Consider the following 16,424-nt stretch of genomic DNA (forward strand, 5'->3'; position numbering starts at 1 on the left):
CGGCCCGGCGGCCCAGCCTGCGGCCGGCGTGCAGCCCGGCGACGGCGGCGGCCAGGCCCGCGGCCAGGGACAGGCCCAGATACAGCAGCCAGTCGGCGTGGCGGCCCTGCGCCGCCAACTGGTCGACGGCCAGCGCAACGGCGGAGAACGTCGTGAATGAGGCGAGCAGCCCCGGGCCCAGCGCCGCCCGGAGCCAGAATGCGGTGCCGGGACGTTCGGTCCAGAGGGCCGTGAGGACGCCCAGCAGCAGGCTGCCGGCCACGTTGATGGCCAGCGTGGTCCACGGGATGGGGCCGTCTTCAGGGAAGGCGACGCCGAGCAGGTAGCGCGCCTCGGCGCCCGCGAAGCCGCCGACGGCGACGGCGGCCCAGGCGCCCGGGCCCGGCAGCGCGGACGGAGCCGCCGCGATGCGAAGCCGCGCGCGCGGCGTCGTGCTCACGAAGCGAGCCGGCAGCCGGGATGCGGATCGCCGTGCACCCACAGGGCGGCGGCGGCCTGGTCGCCCAAATCCAGCTCCCGGGCCGCCCCGTCCGGGCCGAACCGGACCACCAGCGCACCGCCGAAGGGGCGTCGGCCGACCACCTCCACGCGGTCGTCGAGTCCGATCCGCTCGGCGCTGAAGAAGCGCAGGAGGTCGGCATCGGCGTCGCTGATCCGGGTGATCCGGCCGGTGTGTCCGCCGTCGAGCTCTTCCAACTGCACCGCGCTGGGGACGTGGACGGTGCCGTCCGCCGCCGGGATGGGGTCGCCGTGCGGATCGCGCTGCGGGTGGCCCAGCTTGGCCGCCATCCGGTCGATGAACATGTCGGAGACGGTGTGTTCGAGCAGCTCGGCCTCGTCGTGGACTTCGTCCCAGGCATAGCCGAGTTCCTGCACCAGGAAAGTCTCCAGGACCCGATGCCGGCGGACCATGGTCAGGGCCAGCCGGCGGCCGGCGTCGGTCAGTTCGATGGCGCTGTACGGCCGGTGGTCCACCAGCTGCAGCTCCACCAGCTTGCGCACCATCTCGGAGACCGAGGAGTTGGCCACCCCGAGCCGGCCGGCCAGCTGCGAGGAGGTGATGGGCTTGTCCTGCCACTCGGTGAAGGCGTAGATGACCTTGACGTAGTCCTGCACGCTGGACGAGCCGCTGCTCAGCGCGGTTTTCCTGGCCGGGGGCATGCGTCTCACTCTCTCGTCGAACGTCTGTCAGGACGGCAGGTTGGCGGCGGCGGCGCCGGAGCCGGGCTGCGCGGGGGAGCCCGCCCCTGCGCGGCGCCGGGCCAACTGCCAGATTACCCCGGTCCGCGGCGCGCCCAGGTAGACCGCGAGGAAGACCAGGGCCTGGGCCAGGACCACCGCCGCGCCGGTGGCGACGTCCAGATAGTAGCTGGCGTAGATGCCGGCGACCGAGGCGGCCGCGGTGACGGAGGCGGCAATCGCCAGCATGGCATCGAACCTGCGGGCCAACAGGAACGCGGTCGCCCCCGGGGTGATGAGCATGGCCACCACCAGCACGATGCCGACCGCCTGCAGCCCGACGACGACGGTGATCGCCAGCAGCCCGAGCAGCAGCACCGACAGCCAGCGGGTGCTGAGTCCGATGGCGTGGGCGTGGATGCGGTCGAAGGCGAACAGCGTCAGGTCGCGGCGCTTGAACAGCAGCACGCACAGCGCCACGGCGCCGAGGATGAGCACCTGCAGCAGTTCGCCGTCGCTGACGCCCAGCACGTTGCCGAAGAGGATGTGCTGCAGGTCGGTCTGGCTGGGCGTCTTGGAGATGATGGCCAGACCGGCCGCGAAAAACGCCGTGAACACCACGCCGATCACGGTATCGCCCTTCAGGCGGGTGGAGGATCGCACGCCGCCGATCAGCGCCACCGCCGCGGCGCCGAAGATGAACGCGCCCAGCGAGAACGGCACCCCGACGATGTAGGCCAGCGCGACGCCGGGGAGCACGGCGTGGGAGACCGCATCGCCCATCAGCGACCAGCCCATCAGGATCAGCCAGCAGGACAGCACCGCCGACACGACGGAGGCGGCCAGCGTTACCATCAGGGCGCGGGTCAGGAACCCGTACTGCAGGGGTTCCAGCAGCCAGTTAAACAGCTCCACTGCGTGTTCCTTCCCCCGGACCGGCCAGCGCGGAGCCGAAGGCCAGGGCCAGGTTTTCGTTGGTGAGCACGTCTGCCGGCCGGCCGTGCGCGAGTATTTTCTGGTGCAGCAGGATGGCCTCGTCGCACAGCTGCGGGATGCCGGCCAGGTCGTGGGTGGAGATCAGGATCGTCCTGCCCTCGTCGCGCAGTTCCTTCAGCAGGGCGATCAGGACCGCCTCGGAGGCCTTGTCCACCCCGGCGAAGGGCTCATCGAGCAGCAGCAGGCCGGCGTGCTGGGCTATGCCGCGGGCCACGAAGGCGCGCTTGCGCTGGCCGCCGGAGAGTTCGCCGATCTGCCGGTGCTGCAGGTGGCGCAGGCCGGTGCGTTCCAGGGCTGCGTCGACCGCCTCTCGGTCGGGGCGGCGGGGGCGGCGCATCGGTCCGAGCCGACCGTAACGGCCCATCATCACGACGTCGCGCACGGAGACCGGAAAAGTCCAGTCGACGTCTTCGGACTGCGGCACGTAGCTGGCCAGGTTCAGCTTCCTCGCCTGCCGGGGCGACAGCCCAAACAGTTCCACCGTGCCCGACGCCGGGTGGACCAGTCCCATCAGCGATTTGAACAGCGTGGACTTCCCGGAGCCGTTGACCCCGATCAGCCCGCAGATGGTTCCCGGCGCCACCGTAACGGAAACGCGGTCCAGGGCGACGACGTCGTTGTAGGCCACGGTGAGGCCGAGCACGGAGATGGCGGCGGCGCCGGGCGGGAGGTGGGGGGTGCTCACGGGGCCAGTCCTTCCTTGATCAGGGAGATGTCGTGCCGGATCAGCTCCAGGTGGGTGGGCACCGGGCCATCCGGTCCCGAGAGGGAGTCCACGTACAGCGGCCTGATGAGGCGGGCGCCGGTGGCGGCGGCGACCTGCTGCATCGATTCCGGATTGACGGTCGATTCGCAGAACACCGCCGGGATCCCGTGTTCGGCGACCTGGCCGATCACGTCCTTGATTTGCCGAGGCGTGCCCTCGGCATCGGAGTTCACCGGCCAGAGATAGGCCTCACGCAGCCCGGCGTCGCGGGCAAGGTAGGAGAAGGCGCCTTCACAGCTGACCAGGGCCGGGACGGCCGACGGATCGGCGAAGGCCGACTCCAGGCCGGCCATCAGCACGTCCAGCTCCCGATGGTATTCCGCGCCGTTGCGGCGAAAGTCGGCGGCGTGTGCGGGCAGCAGGCGGCTGAAGGCGTCAACGATGTTGTCCACGTAGACCTTCGCAGCCTTCGGGGACATCCACGCGTGCGGGTTCGGCTTCCCGGCATAATTCCCGGCGGTGATGCCCACCGGCTCCACGCCGTCGCTGAGGACCACGTGCGGGGCCGGGACGGCATGCAGGAACCGTGCGAACCAGCGTTCGAGGCCCAGCCCGTTGTCGAGGATGAGGTCCGCGTCCTGGGCCCGCACCAGGTCCGACGGCGTGGGCTGGTAGCCGTGGATTTCCGCGCCGACCTTGGTGATGGACGCGACCTCCACGTGGCCGCCGCCGATCGTGTCGGCCATGTCGGCCAGCACGGTGAACGTGGTCAGAACCAGCGGCCGCTCCGACGCGGCGGCGGACTCCGGCGGCGCGGCACAGCCGGTGGCGGCCAGCACGAAGGCAACGGCCAGCAGGAACCCCCTCGCGCAAAGTTTCGGCATGCCTAAATTTTGCAGGACGGCCAGCCTCAAAACAAGCACCGAGGGAAAATGTCCGGGGACCGGGGTCAGATCTTTCTCGCCCGCCAGCTGTGGGTCAGGTAGGGCAGGTCGATCATGGCCCCGGGGGAGTGGCCCAGGTGGTCGTGCAGGTACCAGTCGAGGTTGCCCAGGACCTTCGCCCGGGTGGCCTCCGCCGCGCGCAGGTAGTAGCTGCGCGTTTTGACCAGCTCCATCACGTCGCCGGTGCTGAGCCGGTCCAGCCACCGGGTCTCGTGCCCTTCCGGCGGGCCGAACTCCGGGCCGACGCGGGGGCGGAAACCTGGCTTGAGCACGTCGCCGGCATGCATGATGCGCGAGAGCCGGTGCACCCACGGCACGCCGGTATCCAACTGGTTCCACACCAGGCCCAGGGTCCCGCCGGGTTTGAGGATGCGGGCGGCTTCGGTGCTTGCCCGCAGCGGATCGGTCCAGTGCCAGGCCTGGGCCACGGTGACCACGTCCATGCCGGCGTCCGGGAGGCCGGTATCCTCGGCGGTGCCCACCACGGTGGCAACGCCCGGAAGGTTCCGCTCCAGCTGCGCGAGCATGTCCGCCGAGGGATCCACCGCAACCACCCGCAGCCCGCGGGCGGCCAGGGCGGCGGTGTACTTGCCGGTGCCGGCTCCCACGTCGGCAGCGTCCCGGGCGCCGGCCGGCAGCAGCCAGTCGACGGCGTCGTCGGGATAGCCGGGACGGATGCGGTCGTAGTGTTCGCCGCCCTGCTGGAAGGTGTTGGCGTAGGCGCGCCGCTGCTCATCGCCCATCCGGGGGCCGCTGTGTGCCACGTGGTGCTCCTCGTGCGGCGGCGTGCTACCGGCCCTCGCCGGCGGCCTCGACGCTGCCGGCGGCTTCGTCGTCGTATGCCGCCGCGGCCGACCCGGCGGGGCGCTGTCCGCGCAGTTCGGGGTTCAGGCGGTGCAGGGCCTCCATGTGGAGCAGGCCGTTGGTGGCCAGCGCGTTGCCGCCGAACGGGCCGTCTTCGCCCTCCAGCGAGCTGAACCGCCCACCGGCTTCGGTCACGATCGGCACCAGGGCGGCCATGTCGTAGAGGTTCAGTTCCGGCTCGCAGGCGATGTCCACGGCGCCCTCGGCCACCAGGCAGTAGGACCAGAAATCGCCGAAGGCCCGCGTGCGCCAGACGGATTCGGTCAGGCCGAGGAAGTCGTCCAGGTTACCGCGTTCCTTCCAGCCGCCCAGGCTGGAGTAGGACAGCGACGCGTTCTCCAGCCGGTCCACGGCGGAGACCTGGAGCCGGGTCGCGGTGGCCAGCGAACGTCCCGTGTAGGCGCCGGTCCCCTTGGCGGCCCACCAGCGCTTGCCCAGTGCCGGCGCGCTGACCAGCCCGACCACCGGCTGTCCCTCGTCCACCAACGCGATCAGGGTGGCCCAGACCGGTACGCCCCGGACAAAGTTCTTGGTGCCGTCAATCGGGTCGATGATCCAGCGGCGGGCGCCGTGGCCGCTGCTGCCGAATTCTTCGCCGAGCACGGCGTCGCGCGGCCGGGAGCGGGAGAGCTGCCCGCGGATTGCCTCTTCGGCGGCACGGTCGGCGTCCGTGACCGGCGTCAGGTCCGGCTTGGTCTCCACCTTCAGGTCGAGTGCCTTGAAGCGGGCCATGGTCTGCGCGTCGACGGAGTCGGCCATCACATGGGCCAGGCGCAGGTCGTCGTTGTAGCTTTGCGAAGCGTGGGTCATAGGTTTCAACCTATCGGTAAGTGAAGTGCGGACGCGGGAGGCGGAGCTGCAGCCCGGCCGGCGGCCCTTAGACGGTGCCGAGTTCTTTGGCCTCGGGGCGCTCTTCGGCGCCCAGCAGGCGGCGCAGCGACGCAAGCCTCGCCGCCCCGGCGTCCCCGGCCCCGCCGTCAGCGACGTAGGGGTCCAGTCCGCAGCCCACGGCGGCGGCGTCGTGTTTGCAGCCGCGCGGACAGTCGGCGGTGCCGGGCTCCAGATCGGGGAAGGCGGACAGGATCCGGTCGGGGTCCACGTAGGCCAGACCGAAGGAACGGATGCCCGGGGTGTCGATGATCCAGGTGCCGGCGGGCGAGTCCTGGACCTTCAGCGCCAGGGCCGACGACGACGTGTGCCGGCCGCGCCCGGTGACGGCGTTGACTCCGCCGGTGGCGCGCTGGGCGCCGGTGAGCGCATTGACCATGGTGGACTTGCCGACGCCCGAGTGGCCGAGGGTGACGGTGACCTTGCCGTCGAGATAACCGCGCAGCGCGGCCACGGCCTCGGTATCGAGCCGCGCGGACAGGCCCTCGTCGGAGCGGGTGTCCACGCCGAGGGCGTCGGCAGCGGCGGTGCGGCTGACGATCACCGGCAGCTCCAGGTGCTCGTAATTGGACAGCAGCTCGGCGGGGTCCTTCAGGTCGGCCTTGGTGACGCACAGCAGCGGGCGGATCCCGGCGTCGTACGCGGCCACCAGCGCCCGGTCGATGAACCCGGTGCGGGGTTCGGGGTTCGCAGCCGCCACCACGATGACCAGCTGGTCGGCATTGGCCACCACCGCGCGTTCAACCGGATCGGTGTCGTCGGCGCTGCGGCGCAGCAGGGTGCGCCGTTCCTCCACCCGGACCAGCCGGGCGAGGCTGTCGGGTTCGCCGGAGACATCGCCGACCAGGGCCACGAAGTCTCCGGTGACCACCGGGGTGCGGCGCAGTTCGCGGGCCCGGGCCGCGACGACGATGCGCTCGCGGGCAGTGTCTTCATCGACGACGGCGGTGTAGCGGCCGCGGTCGACGGTGACGATCCGCCCGAGCTCCGCATCCTCGTGGGCCGGGCGGTCCTTGGTGCGCGGACGGGAACCGCGCTTGTTCGGGCGGATGCGCACATCCGATTCGTCCCAGCTGCCGGTGCTGCGCGACACCGTCAGCCCTCGCTGGCCGAGGCGGCCGGCGCGACGGTGAACATGTCCTGCCACAGCTGCGGGAACTCGGGCATCGTCTTCGCCGTGGTGCCGATGTCCTCGACCTCCACGCCGCGCACGGCCAAACCGAGGATGGCGCCGGCGGTCGCCATGCGGTGGTCTTCGTAGGAATGGAACAGGCCGCCGTGCAGCGGCTTGGGCCGGATCAGCAGACCGTCCTCCGTCTCCTCGGCGTCGCCGCCCAGCCGATTGATTTCCGCCACCAGGGCCGCCAAGCGGTCCGTCTCATGGCCGCGCAGGTGGGCAATGCCGCTCAGGCGGGACTCGCCGTCGGCCAACGCGCACAGCGCTGCCGCGGTCGGCGCCAGCTCGCTGGTGTCGGCGAGGTCGGCGCCGGTGATCGAGGCCCCGCCGGTGACGGTCAGGGTGCCGTCCTCCAGCGTGACCGTGGCGCCCAGCCTCGGCAGGATGTCCCGCCAGGCGTCGCCCACCTGGGTGGTGGCGGTGGGCCAGTTGGGGATCCTGACCCGGCCGCGGGTGGCCAGGGCGGCGGCCAGGAACGGGCCGGCGTTGGAAAGATCCTGCTCGATCCGGGTGTCGAAGGCACGGATCGGGCCCGGGGAGACCACCCAGTGGTTGGGGGTGGAGTCGTCGACGCTCACGCCCAGGTCCCGCAGCAGCCGCACCGTCATGGAGATGTGATCCAGGCTCGGCACGCGTTCGCCGGTGTGCTCGAGGTGCAGTCCGTCGCGGAAACGGGGGCCGACCAGCAGGAGGGCCGAAACGAACTGCGAGGAGGCGCTGGCATCGATCGCCAGGTGGCCTCCGGCCACTTCACCCGTGCCGGTGACGCGGAACGGCAGGCTGCCGAGCCCGCGGTCGTCCACGTCCACGCCCAGCCGGCGCAGGGCGTCGATGGTGGGGGACATGGGCCGGCGGCGCGCGGCCGGGTCGCCGTCGAACTCCACGGCGCCGCTGCACAGCGCCGCCAGCGGCGGCACGAACCGCATGACCGTGCCGGCCAGTCCGCAGTCGATGCCGGCGGCGCCCAGGGTCCGCGCCGGGTCGATCGGTTCCACCAGCAGATCCGGGCCGAACCGGCCGTCGCCCTCGGTCTCGGTGATGCCGGCTCCCAATGAGCGCAGCGCCTCCACCATCAGGGACGTGTCCCGCGAGTGCAGCGGGGAGCGCAGCCGGGACGGGCCGTCGGCCAGCGCGGCGAGCACCAGGTAGCGGTTGGTCAGGGACTTGGAGGCGGGAACCTCTACGATTGCGTCGATCGGCCGCTCCGCGAACGGGGCAGGCCAGTGGGTGGCAGTGTGGGGCATTGCGTTCAGGATGCCACCACGTCCGCCGTTGCTTCGCGCACTGCCCGTTCGGCCCGCTTCAGCTGCTTCCGGGCGTCGTGGCCGATCGAGCCGGCATTGCGGCGCGCGTCTTTGCTGATGGAGCGCACGTTGCGCCGGGCGTCGGCGGCAAGGTGCTCGGCCCGCCACACCAGGCCGGGCCGGCCATTGGTATCCACAGCGGCGAGCAGGACCGCCCCGATCAACGACAGATTCTTCAGCAGCTGGGTGCGGCGCGAGCGCCTGGCATCCGGCGTTGCGGCGTCGGCGGCGCGGTAATCCACCACGGTGTTAAGCGCGGTGGTGCCGGCCAGCACCGCAGCCGCGAGCCGCGAGAACCTGCCCATGCCCAGGAGCACGCCTGCCCCCACCTGGGCTGCGCCGACAGCGCGCGCCAACAGCTTTTCCTGCCCGGCCAGGGCGCCGGCGGCAGGCAGGGCGGATTCCGCCTGCTGAACCAGCGGCCGCAGGGACACCGCCGTTTCCTCGGTGTGGCGCAGACGGTCGATGCCGGTTGCTACAAAGCTTGTGGCCAGCAGCGGGCGGGCGGCAAGGCGGACGATTGACATGGAAGCCTCCTGGCTGTCAGCGTGCGTCGAAGGATCTGCGCCTTTCCCGGAGCCGGGGCCCAGGGAAGGAGGCACTGCACACTAGTCTGGCACTTTTGTTGGCACCGCACACCTTGCCGGGCCGTTTGCGGCGGCCGGTGGGGAATAGTTGCGGGGCATCGGCGGTTAGCCATGAGAGGAAGGCCGGTGCATTGTCTCCGGCCGGCAAGGTGTCGAAACGGAGGGAGATCCTGTGCCTACAGCGCTAGCCGAACGGGGCCGGGCAGGCCCGGTTGCCGGCGCAGCGTCCGCCCCGGCGTCGGGGCAGCCCAGCGTAGACTGGGAGCCAATGACGACTGAGAATTCGGACGCCACCCAGGACCGCGCCATCCCCGCCACAACGGGGGAGCCGGACGAGGTCGACGTCCAGACGGAAACCGCCGACCAGCGCCGTGCCCGGTTCGAACGCGACGCCATGCAGTATGTGGACCAGCTCTATTCGGCGGCGATGCGGATGGCACGCAATCCCAGCGACGCCGAGGACCTGGTGCAGGAGGCCTACACCAAGGCCTTTTCGGCCTTCCACCAGTACAAGCCGGGCACCAATCTCAAGGCCTGGCTGTACCGGATCCTGACCAATACGTACATCAACCTCTACCGGAAGCGGCAGCGCGAGCCGCAACAGTCCAACACGGACCAGGTCGAGGACTGGCAGATGTTCCAGGCCGCCGCGCACACCTCCTCCGGGCTCCGCTCGGCGGAAGCGGAGGCGCTGGACCACTTGCCGGACTCGGACGTGAAGAACGCCCTCCAGGCGATCCCGGAGGAATTCCGGCTGGCCGTCTACTTTTCGGACGTGGAGGGCTTCGCGTACAAGGAAATATCGGAAATCATGAACACCCCCATCGGCACCGTGATGTCCCGCCTGCACCGGGGACGCAAATTGCTGCGCGAACTGCTCGCAGATTATGCGCACGAACGTGGCATGTCCGGCACCAAGGACAAGAAAAACGCCGCGGCGGCGGTGGGGACACAACAGGAGAACGGCACATGAGCGACTGCCACGGACTGGGCGACTGCGAAGACGACCGGATGCAGCGGATCTACGAGTACGTCGACGGCGCACTCTCCCGCGATGACCTAGCGGAGATCAAAGCGCATCTGGACAGCTGTCCCGAATGCGCCGAAGAACACAACCTGGAGTGCCTGATCCGCTCGGTGGTGAAGCGCTCCTGCCAGGAGCATGCACCACAGACGCTGAAGGAACGGATCCTGGACAGGATCAGCCACATCAGGGAAACCGACACCGTATAACGGGCCTGCCGCACCCATACTGCAGGGAACGCGCCGGGAACAACGAAAGAACCCCCGCCGCCCAACCGGGCGCGGGGGTTCTTCCGTCAGCAGCTTCAGCCGCGCGGGCTGTTAGCCGACTGCTTAGGTGTTGGGGCGCTTGCCGTGGTTTGCGCCGCCGCGCTTACGGTCTTTGCGCTTGCGTGCTCGCTTGCTCATGGCTGCCTCCTTTGCTGGACGAAAAAGAACTGCGTATCAGTCTGTCATATGCCCGCCCCGCCTCCTAACCGGAGGAGGGTCGGGACCGGTCAGCGCAGGGCCGCCGTGATGGAGGCCTTGGCCTGCTCCAGCACGGTCCTGATGGTCTGCACGGCGACTTCGTCCACGGTGCCGTCCGCCGTCCGCCGGCGCAAGTGCACCCTCACGTCGTCGCGGAAGTCGTTGAGCAGGTGTTCCAGTTCCTTCACGGTGCGCTGTCCGGCGGCCTCGGCCGCCCGCGGCGACTTCCGGGCGTTGCTGCGGGCGGCCTCGGCCGAGGCGGCGAGGTCGGCCCGCAGCCCCTTCATCGAACTGCGCAGTTCCTCCCGCAGCTCGTCCGCGAGCCGCCGCACCGAGGCAGCGATGTCGGCCTCGACCCCGGCCAGCTCTTCCCGGCGGGCAGCCAGTTCCGCCCGCCCGGCGTCGGTGATGCTGTACACGGTGCGGCGGCCATCGGACGAGGTGATCACCAGCCCTTCCTCCTCGAGTTTGGCCAGCCTGGGGTAGACGGTGCCGGCACTGGGGGAGTAGGTGCCGCCGAATCGGTCGCTGAGGGCGCGGATGATGTCATACCCGTGCTTGTCGCCCTCCGCCACCAGCGCGAGCAGGTAGAGCCGCAGGGCACCGTGCGCGAAGACCGGGGTCATCAGCCGACCTGGCTTCCGGCGTTGTCCCGGTGGAAGACCGCCAAGGTGCCCGAAACCGTGGTGGAGCGGATCGTGAGCCCGGGGCCGTCGGGTCCGATCCGGGTTTTCACCTTCTCGGAGAGGCCGAAAAACTTCTGGTCGTTCACCGTGATGCTGCCGGTGGCCGAGGAAGCAGCCACCTCCGCCCCGCATTCCTCCGGTACGCGCACGGTAACGTCGCCGGAGACGGAATTGACGGCCAAGTCCTCCGGGGCGCCGTGCAAATCGAACCCCAGGTCGCCGTTGACCGTGCTGGCGCGGATGTGGCCCAGGAAGCCCGAGGCGGTGATTTCGCCGGAGACGCTCTTGGCCACCAGATTCCCGCTGTGCCCGCGGACGATGATTTCGCCGCTGACCGTATTCACGGCGAGCATGCCGGCGGTGTCGTCCGCCATCATGGATCCGGTGACCGTGCTGACATCCGCCCCGGCCGCCGTACCGCACACCAGGCCGTCGCCACTGACCGTGGCGGCCTTGACCGGCAGGTCCCGGGGAACGCCGATACTGATCACCGCTTCGTCCCGGGCACCGGGAAGCACCAGGTTGACGCGGCGGGCGAGGAAACCCAGCGGGCCGTCGCCGACCTTGCCGTGGTTGATCTCCAGCGTGCCGTTGCGCAGGGTCATTTCCAGGGGTGATCCGGCGACCTCGGAGACCTCCACGCGGACCGTCGGCTCGTCATGGACGATGATGTCCAGCCGCCCCTTGACGATGGATGCCCGCAGCGAACGGACATCGTCGACGTCGATCGTCCGGGGGCCGTCGATGCTCCAGGTATCGTTCATGGCCTGTCCTGCCTGTGGCGATACACCGCTCCAAACGCGATATATCTTGTGATGCAAGACACGATATATCGCGATTGCCGCGACCGCAAGGGCCAGAACCGCCTCCTTAAGCGGAACGGCGGGACCGGAGCATTCTCCGGTCCCGCCGAGGCGGTGTTCAGGGCCTGCGCGGCACACCCGTGCCGTGCGCGTCCGCTCAGAAAGGCTCGGGCAGGTCCAGCCACGGGTACCACCCGCGGTGCAGCACCAGCCACGCCAGCAGCCCGTAGCCCGCCTGGCCGGGGCCCCCGCCGTTGCTGGCCAGGTCGGTGCGCCACTGCTCGTGGTTCAGCAACGGCGTGAACGTGTCGACGAAGACGTGCTTGCGCCGCGTGGTCACATCGCCGAAGGCGGTGGACAGCTCGGCCAGTTGGATGTTGCGGTCCGGGTCCAGTCCCGGCGGCGGGCCGACGACGAAGACCTTGACGCTCAGCTGCGCCGCGCCGTCGAGGATGTTCGCCAGGTTGAGCCGGCTGCGCGCCGTGGATAGTCCGAGCTCGAGATCGCGGCCGGACAGCCCGATGACGAGCCGGTTTTCGAAGCCGTCATCGAAACGCCGTCCGGCTTCCTGCAGCCAGCGGCCGGCCAGTTCCTCCGTTCCTTCGTTGGGCGAGGCCAGCACAAAGGATTCCAGGGTGGCTGGATCCGGGTTGGTCCGGGCCAAAGTGCGGCCGAGCCAGCCGAGGGCGCGCGGGTCGCCCACACCGGCCAGCAGTTGATCACCCACGGCGGCGATCCTGATTCTGCGTTGCTCCACGGGTAGCTTTCTGGTTCGACGGATTGGAAGCGTGCTTAAACGAAAGTGGGCGGGGCGCCCTGCGGCACCCCGCCCACCATCTTACTTAGCGGCGTTCAAAGGCCTTCTTGACCAGGACATCCTGCTCCGCGGCGTGGCGCTTGGCCGAGCCGGTGGAGGTGGCAGCGGAGGCCGGGCGGGAAACCAGGCGCAGCGGACGGTCCAGGGCCTCGGGCAGGTACAGGCCCATGAAGGGCCACGGGCCCTGGTTGGCCGGTTCGTCCTGTGCCCAGACGATTTCCGCGTTCGGGTACTTGGCCAGTTCCGCCTTGATCTCGTCGACCGGCAGCGGGTAGAGCTGTTCGACCCGGACGAGCGCGGTCTTGGTGTCGGAGTTCTTCTGGCGCGCAGCCAGCAGATCGTAGTAGAGCCGGCCGGAGACCAGCACCACACGGTCGACATCCTGGCCGTTCATGTCCTGAACGTCGCCGATGACCGGCTGGAACGTGCCGCTGGTGAAGTCCTCCACCTTGGCCGCGGCAGCCTTCAGCCGCAGCAGCTGCTTCGGCGTGAAGATGATCAGCGGCTTGCGCGGCCGGTTGTAGGCCTGGCGGCGCAGCAGGTGGAAGTGCGAGGCCGGGGTGGTCGGGTTGGCCACGATCATGTTGTCCTCGGCGCACATCTGCAGGAACCGCTCGATCCGGGCCGACGAGTGGTCCGGGCCCTGGCCTTCGTAGCCGTGCGGCAGCAGCAGCACCAGCGACGACCGCTGGCCCCACTTCTGCTCGGCCGAGGAGAGGAACTCGTCGATCACCGTCTGGGCGCCGTTGACGAAGTCGCCGAACTGGGCCTCCCACAGCACCAGCGCGTCCGGGCGCTCGACCGAGTAGCCGTATTCGAAGCCCATGGCCGCGTACTCGGACAGCAGCGAATCGTAGATCCACAGCTTGGCCTGGTCGTCGGACAGGTGGCTGAGCGGGACCCACTCTTGGCCCGTGACGCGGTCGTGGAAGACCGCATGGCGCTGGACGAAGGTGCCGCGGCGGGAGTCCTGGCCGGCCAGGCGCACCGGCACCCCTTCCATCAGCAGCGAGCCGAAGGCCGCGAGTTCGCCGAAGCCCCAGTCGATGTTGCCCTCGCGGGACATCTGCTCGCGGCGCTCCAGCAGCGCCTTCAGCTTCGGATGGACGGCGAAGCCCTCCGGTACTTCCACATGCGCCTTGCCGATCCTCGCCATCATCTCGGCGGAGACGGCGGTGCCGGCCGGGACGTTGGCCCTGTCCTCGGTCTGCTGGGAGAGCGGGCGCTCCAGGTCGGACACGGCCGCGGAGTCCTTGGTGATCACCGGGATCGGCGAGGTCTGCGCCGCGTGGGTCTCGGCGAAGACACGCTCCAGCCGTTCCTGGTAGTCGCGCAGGGCCTGGTCGGCTTCGTCCTGGGTGATATCGCCGCGGCCCACCAGGGCCTCCGTGTACAGCTTGCGGGTGGAACGCTTGGCCTCGATGAGGTTGTACATCATCGGCTGCGTCATCGAGGGATCGTCACCCTCGTTGTGTCCGCGACGCCGGTAGCAGACCATGTCGATGACGACGTCCTTGTGGAAGCGCTGGCGGTACTCGTAGGCCAACTGTCCCACGCGGACCACGGCCTCGGGGTCGTCGCCGTTCACATGGAAGACCGGGGCCTGGATCATCTTCGCCACGTCGGTGGAGTACACCGAGGACCGCGAGGCGTGCGGCGACGTGGTGAAACCGACCTGGTTGTTCACCACGATGTGCACGGTGCCGCCGGTGCGGTAGCCGCGCAGCTGCGACAGGTTCAGGGTTTCAGCCACCACGCCCTGGCCGGCGAAGGCCGCGTCGCCGTGGATGATGACCGGCAGCACCGGGAACTCGTCGCCCCTGTCCAGGCGGTCCTGCTTGGCGCGGGTGATGCCCTCGAGCACCGGATCGACCGCCTCCAGGTGGGAGGGGTTGGCGGCAAGGTAGACCTTGGTCTCGTTGCCGTTGTCGGAGGTGAACTTCCCTTCCGTGCCCAGGTGGTACTTCACGTCACCGGAGCCCTGGACGCTGCGCGGGTCCGGGGTGCCCTCGAACTCGCGGAAGACCTGTGCGTAGGTCTTGCCGGCGATGTTGGTGAGCACGTTCAGCCGGCCGCGGTGTGCCATGCCGATGGCCACTTCATCCAGGCCGTCGTCGGCGGCGTCGGAAATCACCGCATCGAGCAGCGGGATCAGGGACTCCCCGCCCTCCAGCGAGAAGCGCTTCTGGCCCACGAACTTGGTCTGCAGGAAGGTCTCGAACGCCTCGGCGGCGTTGAGCTTGCCCAGGATGCGCAACTGCTCCTCGCGGCTGGGCTTGGCGTACTCGCGTTCCAGCTCGTTCTGGAACCACTCCCGCTCGGCCGGGTCCTGGATGTGCATGTATTCGATGCCGGTGGTGCGGCAGTAGGCATCACGCAGCACGCCCAGGATGTCGCGCAGCTTCAGGCGGTCCTTGCCGCCGAATCCGCCGGTGACCCATTCGCGGTCCAGGTCCCAGAGGGTCAGCCCGTACGTGTTGATGTCCAGGTCCGGGTGCTTGCGCTGCACGTACTCCAGCGGGTTGGTGTCCGCCATCAGGTGGCCGCGGACGCGGTAGGCGTGCACCAGTTGCTGGATGCGGGCCACCTTGTTGACCTGCAGGTCGACGTCCACCTGGTTGTCCGGCCGCCAGCGGACCGGCTCGTACGGGATGCGCAGTGCTTCGAAGATCTCGTCGTAGAAGCCCTGCTCGCCCAGCAACAGCGATTCGATCAGGCGCAGGAACTCGCCCGAGCCGGCGCCCTGGATGACCCGGTGGTCGTAGGTGGAGGTGAGCGTGATGATTTTGCCGACGCCCTGCGCGGCGATCGTCCGTTCGCTGGCGCCGCGGAACTCGGCCGGGTACTCGAGGGCACCGACGCCCACGATGGTGGCCTGGCCCTTGGACAGCCGGGGGACGGAGTGCACCGTGCCGATGCCGCCGGGGTTGGTCAGGGAAACCGTGGTGCCGGCGTAGTCGTCGGCGGTGAGCTTCCCGGCGCGGGCCCGCTTGATCAGGTCCTCGTAGGTGTGCCAGAACTCGGAGAAGTTCATGGTTTCGGCGCGCTTGATGTTCGGCACCACCAGCAGGCGGGTGCCGTCGGGCTTGGGCATGTCGATCGCGATGCCGAAGTTGACGTGGGCCGGCTGGACGGCGGCGGGCTTGCCGTCGATCTCGTCGTAGTGGACGTTCTGGCTGGGGAACTGGCCCAGCGCCTTGACCACGGCGTAGCCGATGAGGTGGGTGAAGGAGACCTTGCCGCCGCGGGCGCGGGCCAGGTTGGAGTTGATCACCAGGCGGTTGTCGATCAGCAGCTTGGCGGGAACCGCGCGCACCGTCGTCGCGGTTGGCACGCTCAGGCTGGCGTCCATGTTGGTGGCGATGGCCTTGGCCGGGCCGCGCAGCACGGAGACGGTGTCTTCTTCGGCCAGTGCGCTGGGCGCGGATTTGGGCAACTGGGCGGGGATCGGGGCAGGCTTCGCCTCCGCCTTTTCGGCCGGCTCGGCCTTCGCTGCCGGCTTGGCGGGGGCGGCGGAGCTATTGGTGGAGGTGTTGGGGGCCGGCTCGTTGTCGGCGGGAATCGGCTTGGTTCCGGCCTGCTCCGTGGCCGTGCTCTCGCCCGAGGCCTGGGGCGCGGTATTAGCCGCGGCGGGGCGGGAAGGCGCGGTGGCGCCCGCCGGGGAAGCTGCAGTGTCTTTCGGGCTGCCGTCGCCGCCGTTGGCCGCCTCGAAGATGCTCCACCATTTCTTGTCCACGGAATTCTTGTCTTGGAGGTACTGCTCGTAGATTTCGTCAACGAGCCATTCGTTACCGCCGAATTCTTCGGGTAGACGAAGGTTGGGATGCTCTGGCACTTGTGATACGCCTCTTCCGTGAATTGCCGCTTGCCCTGCAGATCACGCGCTTCCCTTGGCTGCCTTCCGAACCTGCCGGCCAGCAGCGGAATTGCGAGTGCGCATCTGCCGCGCACTAGATCTGGACCAGTTGCCAGTCTAATGACA

Annotated in this window: 17 protein-coding genes; 2 read left to right on the forward strand and 15 right to left on the reverse strand. The window is 69.4% G+C overall.

The features are described 5' to 3' along the window. The 10 genes from AC5RUP_RS15155 to AC5RUP_RS15200 all read right to left on the reverse strand — a co-directional run. A partial coding sequence (locus AC5RUP_RS15155) for a fluoride efflux transporter FluC (RefSeq protein WP_494158715.1) occupies positions 1 to 439 on the reverse strand: 439 nt, incomplete at its 3' end. After that, positions 436 to 1,161 (reverse strand): metal-dependent transcriptional regulator, encoded by a 726-nt coding sequence (locus AC5RUP_RS15160; RefSeq protein ID WP_494067219.1) that lies wholly within the window; start codon positions 1,159 to 1,161, stop codon positions 436 to 438. The genes AC5RUP_RS15155 and AC5RUP_RS15160, both read right to left, overlap by 4 nt. Before the next feature lie 27 nt (positions 1,162 to 1,188). Further along, positions 1,189 to 2,094, reverse strand: a complete 906-nt coding sequence (locus tag AC5RUP_RS15165) for a metal ABC transporter permease (protein WP_494158716.1) — start codon at positions 2,092 to 2,094, stop codon at positions 1,189 to 1,191. Further along, positions 2,081 to 2,860: a metal ABC transporter ATP-binding protein gene (locus AC5RUP_RS15170; protein WP_494131839.1), complete on the reverse strand. Its 780-nt coding sequence runs from the start codon at positions 2,858 to 2,860 to the stop codon at positions 2,081 to 2,083. The genes AC5RUP_RS15165 and AC5RUP_RS15170 overlap by 14 nt, the downstream gene beginning before the upstream one ends. Next, positions 2,857 to 3,765, reverse strand: coding sequence for a metal ABC transporter substrate-binding protein (locus AC5RUP_RS15175; RefSeq protein WP_494154847.1), 909 nt, complete (start codon positions 3,763 to 3,765; stop codon positions 2,857 to 2,859). Before AC5RUP_RS15175 ends, AC5RUP_RS15170 begins: the two co-directional genes overlap by 4 nt. Before the next feature lie 65 nt (positions 3,766 to 3,830). Further along, a complete protein-coding gene (locus AC5RUP_RS15180; RefSeq protein WP_494154848.1) occupies positions 3,831 to 4,568 on the reverse strand; it encodes a class I SAM-dependent methyltransferase in 738 nt (245 codons plus the stop codon). A 46-nt stretch (positions 4,569 to 4,614) separates the two neighbouring features. After that, a complete protein-coding gene (gene hisN / locus AC5RUP_RS15185; protein ID WP_494158717.1) occupies positions 4,615 to 5,499 on the reverse strand; it encodes a histidinol-phosphatase in 885 nt (294 codons plus the stop codon). A gap of 67 nt (positions 5,500 to 5,566) precedes the next feature. Continuing rightward, a complete protein-coding gene (gene rsgA / locus AC5RUP_RS15190) occupies positions 5,567 to 6,670 on the reverse strand; it encodes a ribosome small subunit-dependent GTPase A (protein ID WP_494067214.1) in 1,104 nt (367 codons plus the stop codon). 2 nt (positions 6,671 to 6,672) lie between these two features. Continuing rightward, on the reverse strand, positions 6,673 to 7,998 hold the full coding sequence (aroA, locus tag AC5RUP_RS15195) for a 3-phosphoshikimate 1-carboxyvinyltransferase (RefSeq protein ID WP_494158718.1): 1,326 nt from the start codon (positions 7,996 to 7,998) through the stop codon (positions 6,673 to 6,675). A gap of 5 nt (positions 7,999 to 8,003) precedes the next feature. Continuing rightward, positions 8,004 to 8,585: a DoxX family protein gene (locus AC5RUP_RS15200; RefSeq protein ID WP_494067212.1), complete on the reverse strand. Its 582-nt coding sequence runs from the start codon at positions 8,583 to 8,585 to the stop codon at positions 8,004 to 8,006. Positions 8,586 to 8,913: 328 nt separating this feature from the next. On the opposite strand from AC5RUP_RS15200, the gene AC5RUP_RS15205 reads away from it, so the two are divergent. Then, a complete protein-coding gene (locus tag AC5RUP_RS15205) occupies positions 8,914 to 9,618 on the forward strand; it encodes a sigma-70 family RNA polymerase sigma factor (protein WP_493979049.1) in 705 nt (234 codons plus the stop codon). Further along, a complete protein-coding gene (gene rsrA, locus AC5RUP_RS15210) occupies positions 9,615 to 9,878 on the forward strand; it encodes a mycothiol system anti-sigma-R factor (RefSeq protein ID WP_493979048.1) in 264 nt (87 codons plus the stop codon). The genes AC5RUP_RS15205 and rsrA overlap by 4 nt, the downstream gene beginning before the upstream one ends. Before the next feature lie 123 nt (positions 9,879 to 10,001). Here the strand turns inward: rsrA and AC5RUP_RS15215 are convergent, their stop codons facing one another. The 5 genes from AC5RUP_RS15215 to AC5RUP_RS15235 form a co-directional block, all read right to left on the reverse strand. Further along, the gene (locus tag AC5RUP_RS15215) at positions 10,002 to 10,076 is read right to left on the reverse strand and encodes a 50S ribosomal protein bL37 (protein ID WP_370664980.1); all 75 of its coding nucleotides are present in this window, start codon (positions 10,074 to 10,076) and stop codon (positions 10,002 to 10,004) included. An 89-nt stretch (positions 10,077 to 10,165) separates the two neighbouring features. Next, complete coding sequence (locus AC5RUP_RS15220) at positions 10,166 to 10,762, reverse strand: PadR family transcriptional regulator (protein WP_494158719.1); 597 nt, start codon at positions 10,760 to 10,762, stop codon at positions 10,166 to 10,168. Continuing rightward, positions 10,762 to 11,586 carry a DUF4097 family beta strand repeat-containing protein gene (locus AC5RUP_RS15225; RefSeq protein ID WP_494154314.1) on the reverse strand — a complete coding sequence of 275 codons (825 nt, stop codon included), beginning with the start codon at positions 11,584 to 11,586 and terminating at the stop codon, positions 10,762 to 10,764. The genes AC5RUP_RS15220 and AC5RUP_RS15225 overlap by 1 nt, the downstream gene beginning before the upstream one ends. 196 nt (positions 11,587 to 11,782) lie before the next feature. After that, complete coding sequence (locus tag AC5RUP_RS15230; protein ID WP_493989216.1) at positions 11,783 to 12,382, reverse strand: GDSL-type esterase/lipase family protein; 600 nt, start codon at positions 12,380 to 12,382, stop codon at positions 11,783 to 11,785. Positions 12,383 to 12,467: 85 nt separating this feature from the next. Further along, on the reverse strand, positions 12,468 to 16,277 hold the full coding sequence (locus AC5RUP_RS15235) for a multifunctional oxoglutarate decarboxylase/oxoglutarate dehydrogenase thiamine pyrophosphate-binding subunit/dihydrolipoyllysine-residue succinyltransferase subunit (protein ID WP_494154313.1): 3,810 nt from the start codon (positions 16,275 to 16,277) through the stop codon (positions 12,468 to 12,470). Between the last annotated feature and the right edge of the window lie 147 nt (positions 16,278 to 16,424).

The organism is Arthrobacter sp. Y3223151 (genome assembly GCF_059091125.1).

Excerpts from the sequence above, each read along its gene's own strand:
- AC5RUP_RS15160 (WP_494067219.1), bottom strand. The coding sequence starts at position 1,161 with ATGCCCCCGGCCAGGAAAACCGCGCTGAGCAGCGGCTCGTCCAGCGTG.
- AC5RUP_RS15175 (WP_494154847.1), bottom strand. The coding sequence starts at position 3,765 with ATGCCGAAACTTTGCGCGAGGGGGTTCCTGCTGGCCGTTGCCTTCGTG.
- AC5RUP_RS15180 (WP_494154848.1), bottom strand. The coding sequence starts at position 4,568 with ATGGGCGATGAGCAGCGGCGCGCCTACGCCAACACCTTCCAGCAGGGC.
- hisN (WP_494158717.1), bottom strand. The coding sequence starts at position 5,499 with ATGACCCACGCTTCGCAAAGCTACAACGACGACCTGCGCCTGGCCCAT.
- aroA (WP_494158718.1), bottom strand. The coding sequence starts at position 7,998 with ATGCCCCACACTGCCACCCACTGGCCTGCCCCGTTCGCGGAGCGGCCG.
- AC5RUP_RS15200 (WP_494067212.1), bottom strand. The coding sequence starts at position 8,585 with ATGTCAATCGTCCGCCTTGCCGCCCGCCCGCTGCTGGCCACAAGCTTT.
- AC5RUP_RS15205 (WP_493979049.1), top strand. The coding sequence starts at position 8,914 with ATGACGACTGAGAATTCGGACGCCACCCAGGACCGCGCCATCCCCGCC.
- rsrA (WP_493979048.1), top strand. The coding sequence starts at position 9,615 with ATGAGCGACTGCCACGGACTGGGCGACTGCGAAGACGACCGGATGCAG.
- AC5RUP_RS15220 (WP_494158719.1), bottom strand. The coding sequence starts at position 10,762 with ATGACCCCGGTCTTCGCGCACGGTGCCCTGCGGCTCTACCTGCTCGCG.
- AC5RUP_RS15225 (WP_494154314.1), bottom strand. The coding sequence starts at position 11,586 with ATGAACGATACCTGGAGCATCGACGGCCCCCGGACGATCGACGTCGAC.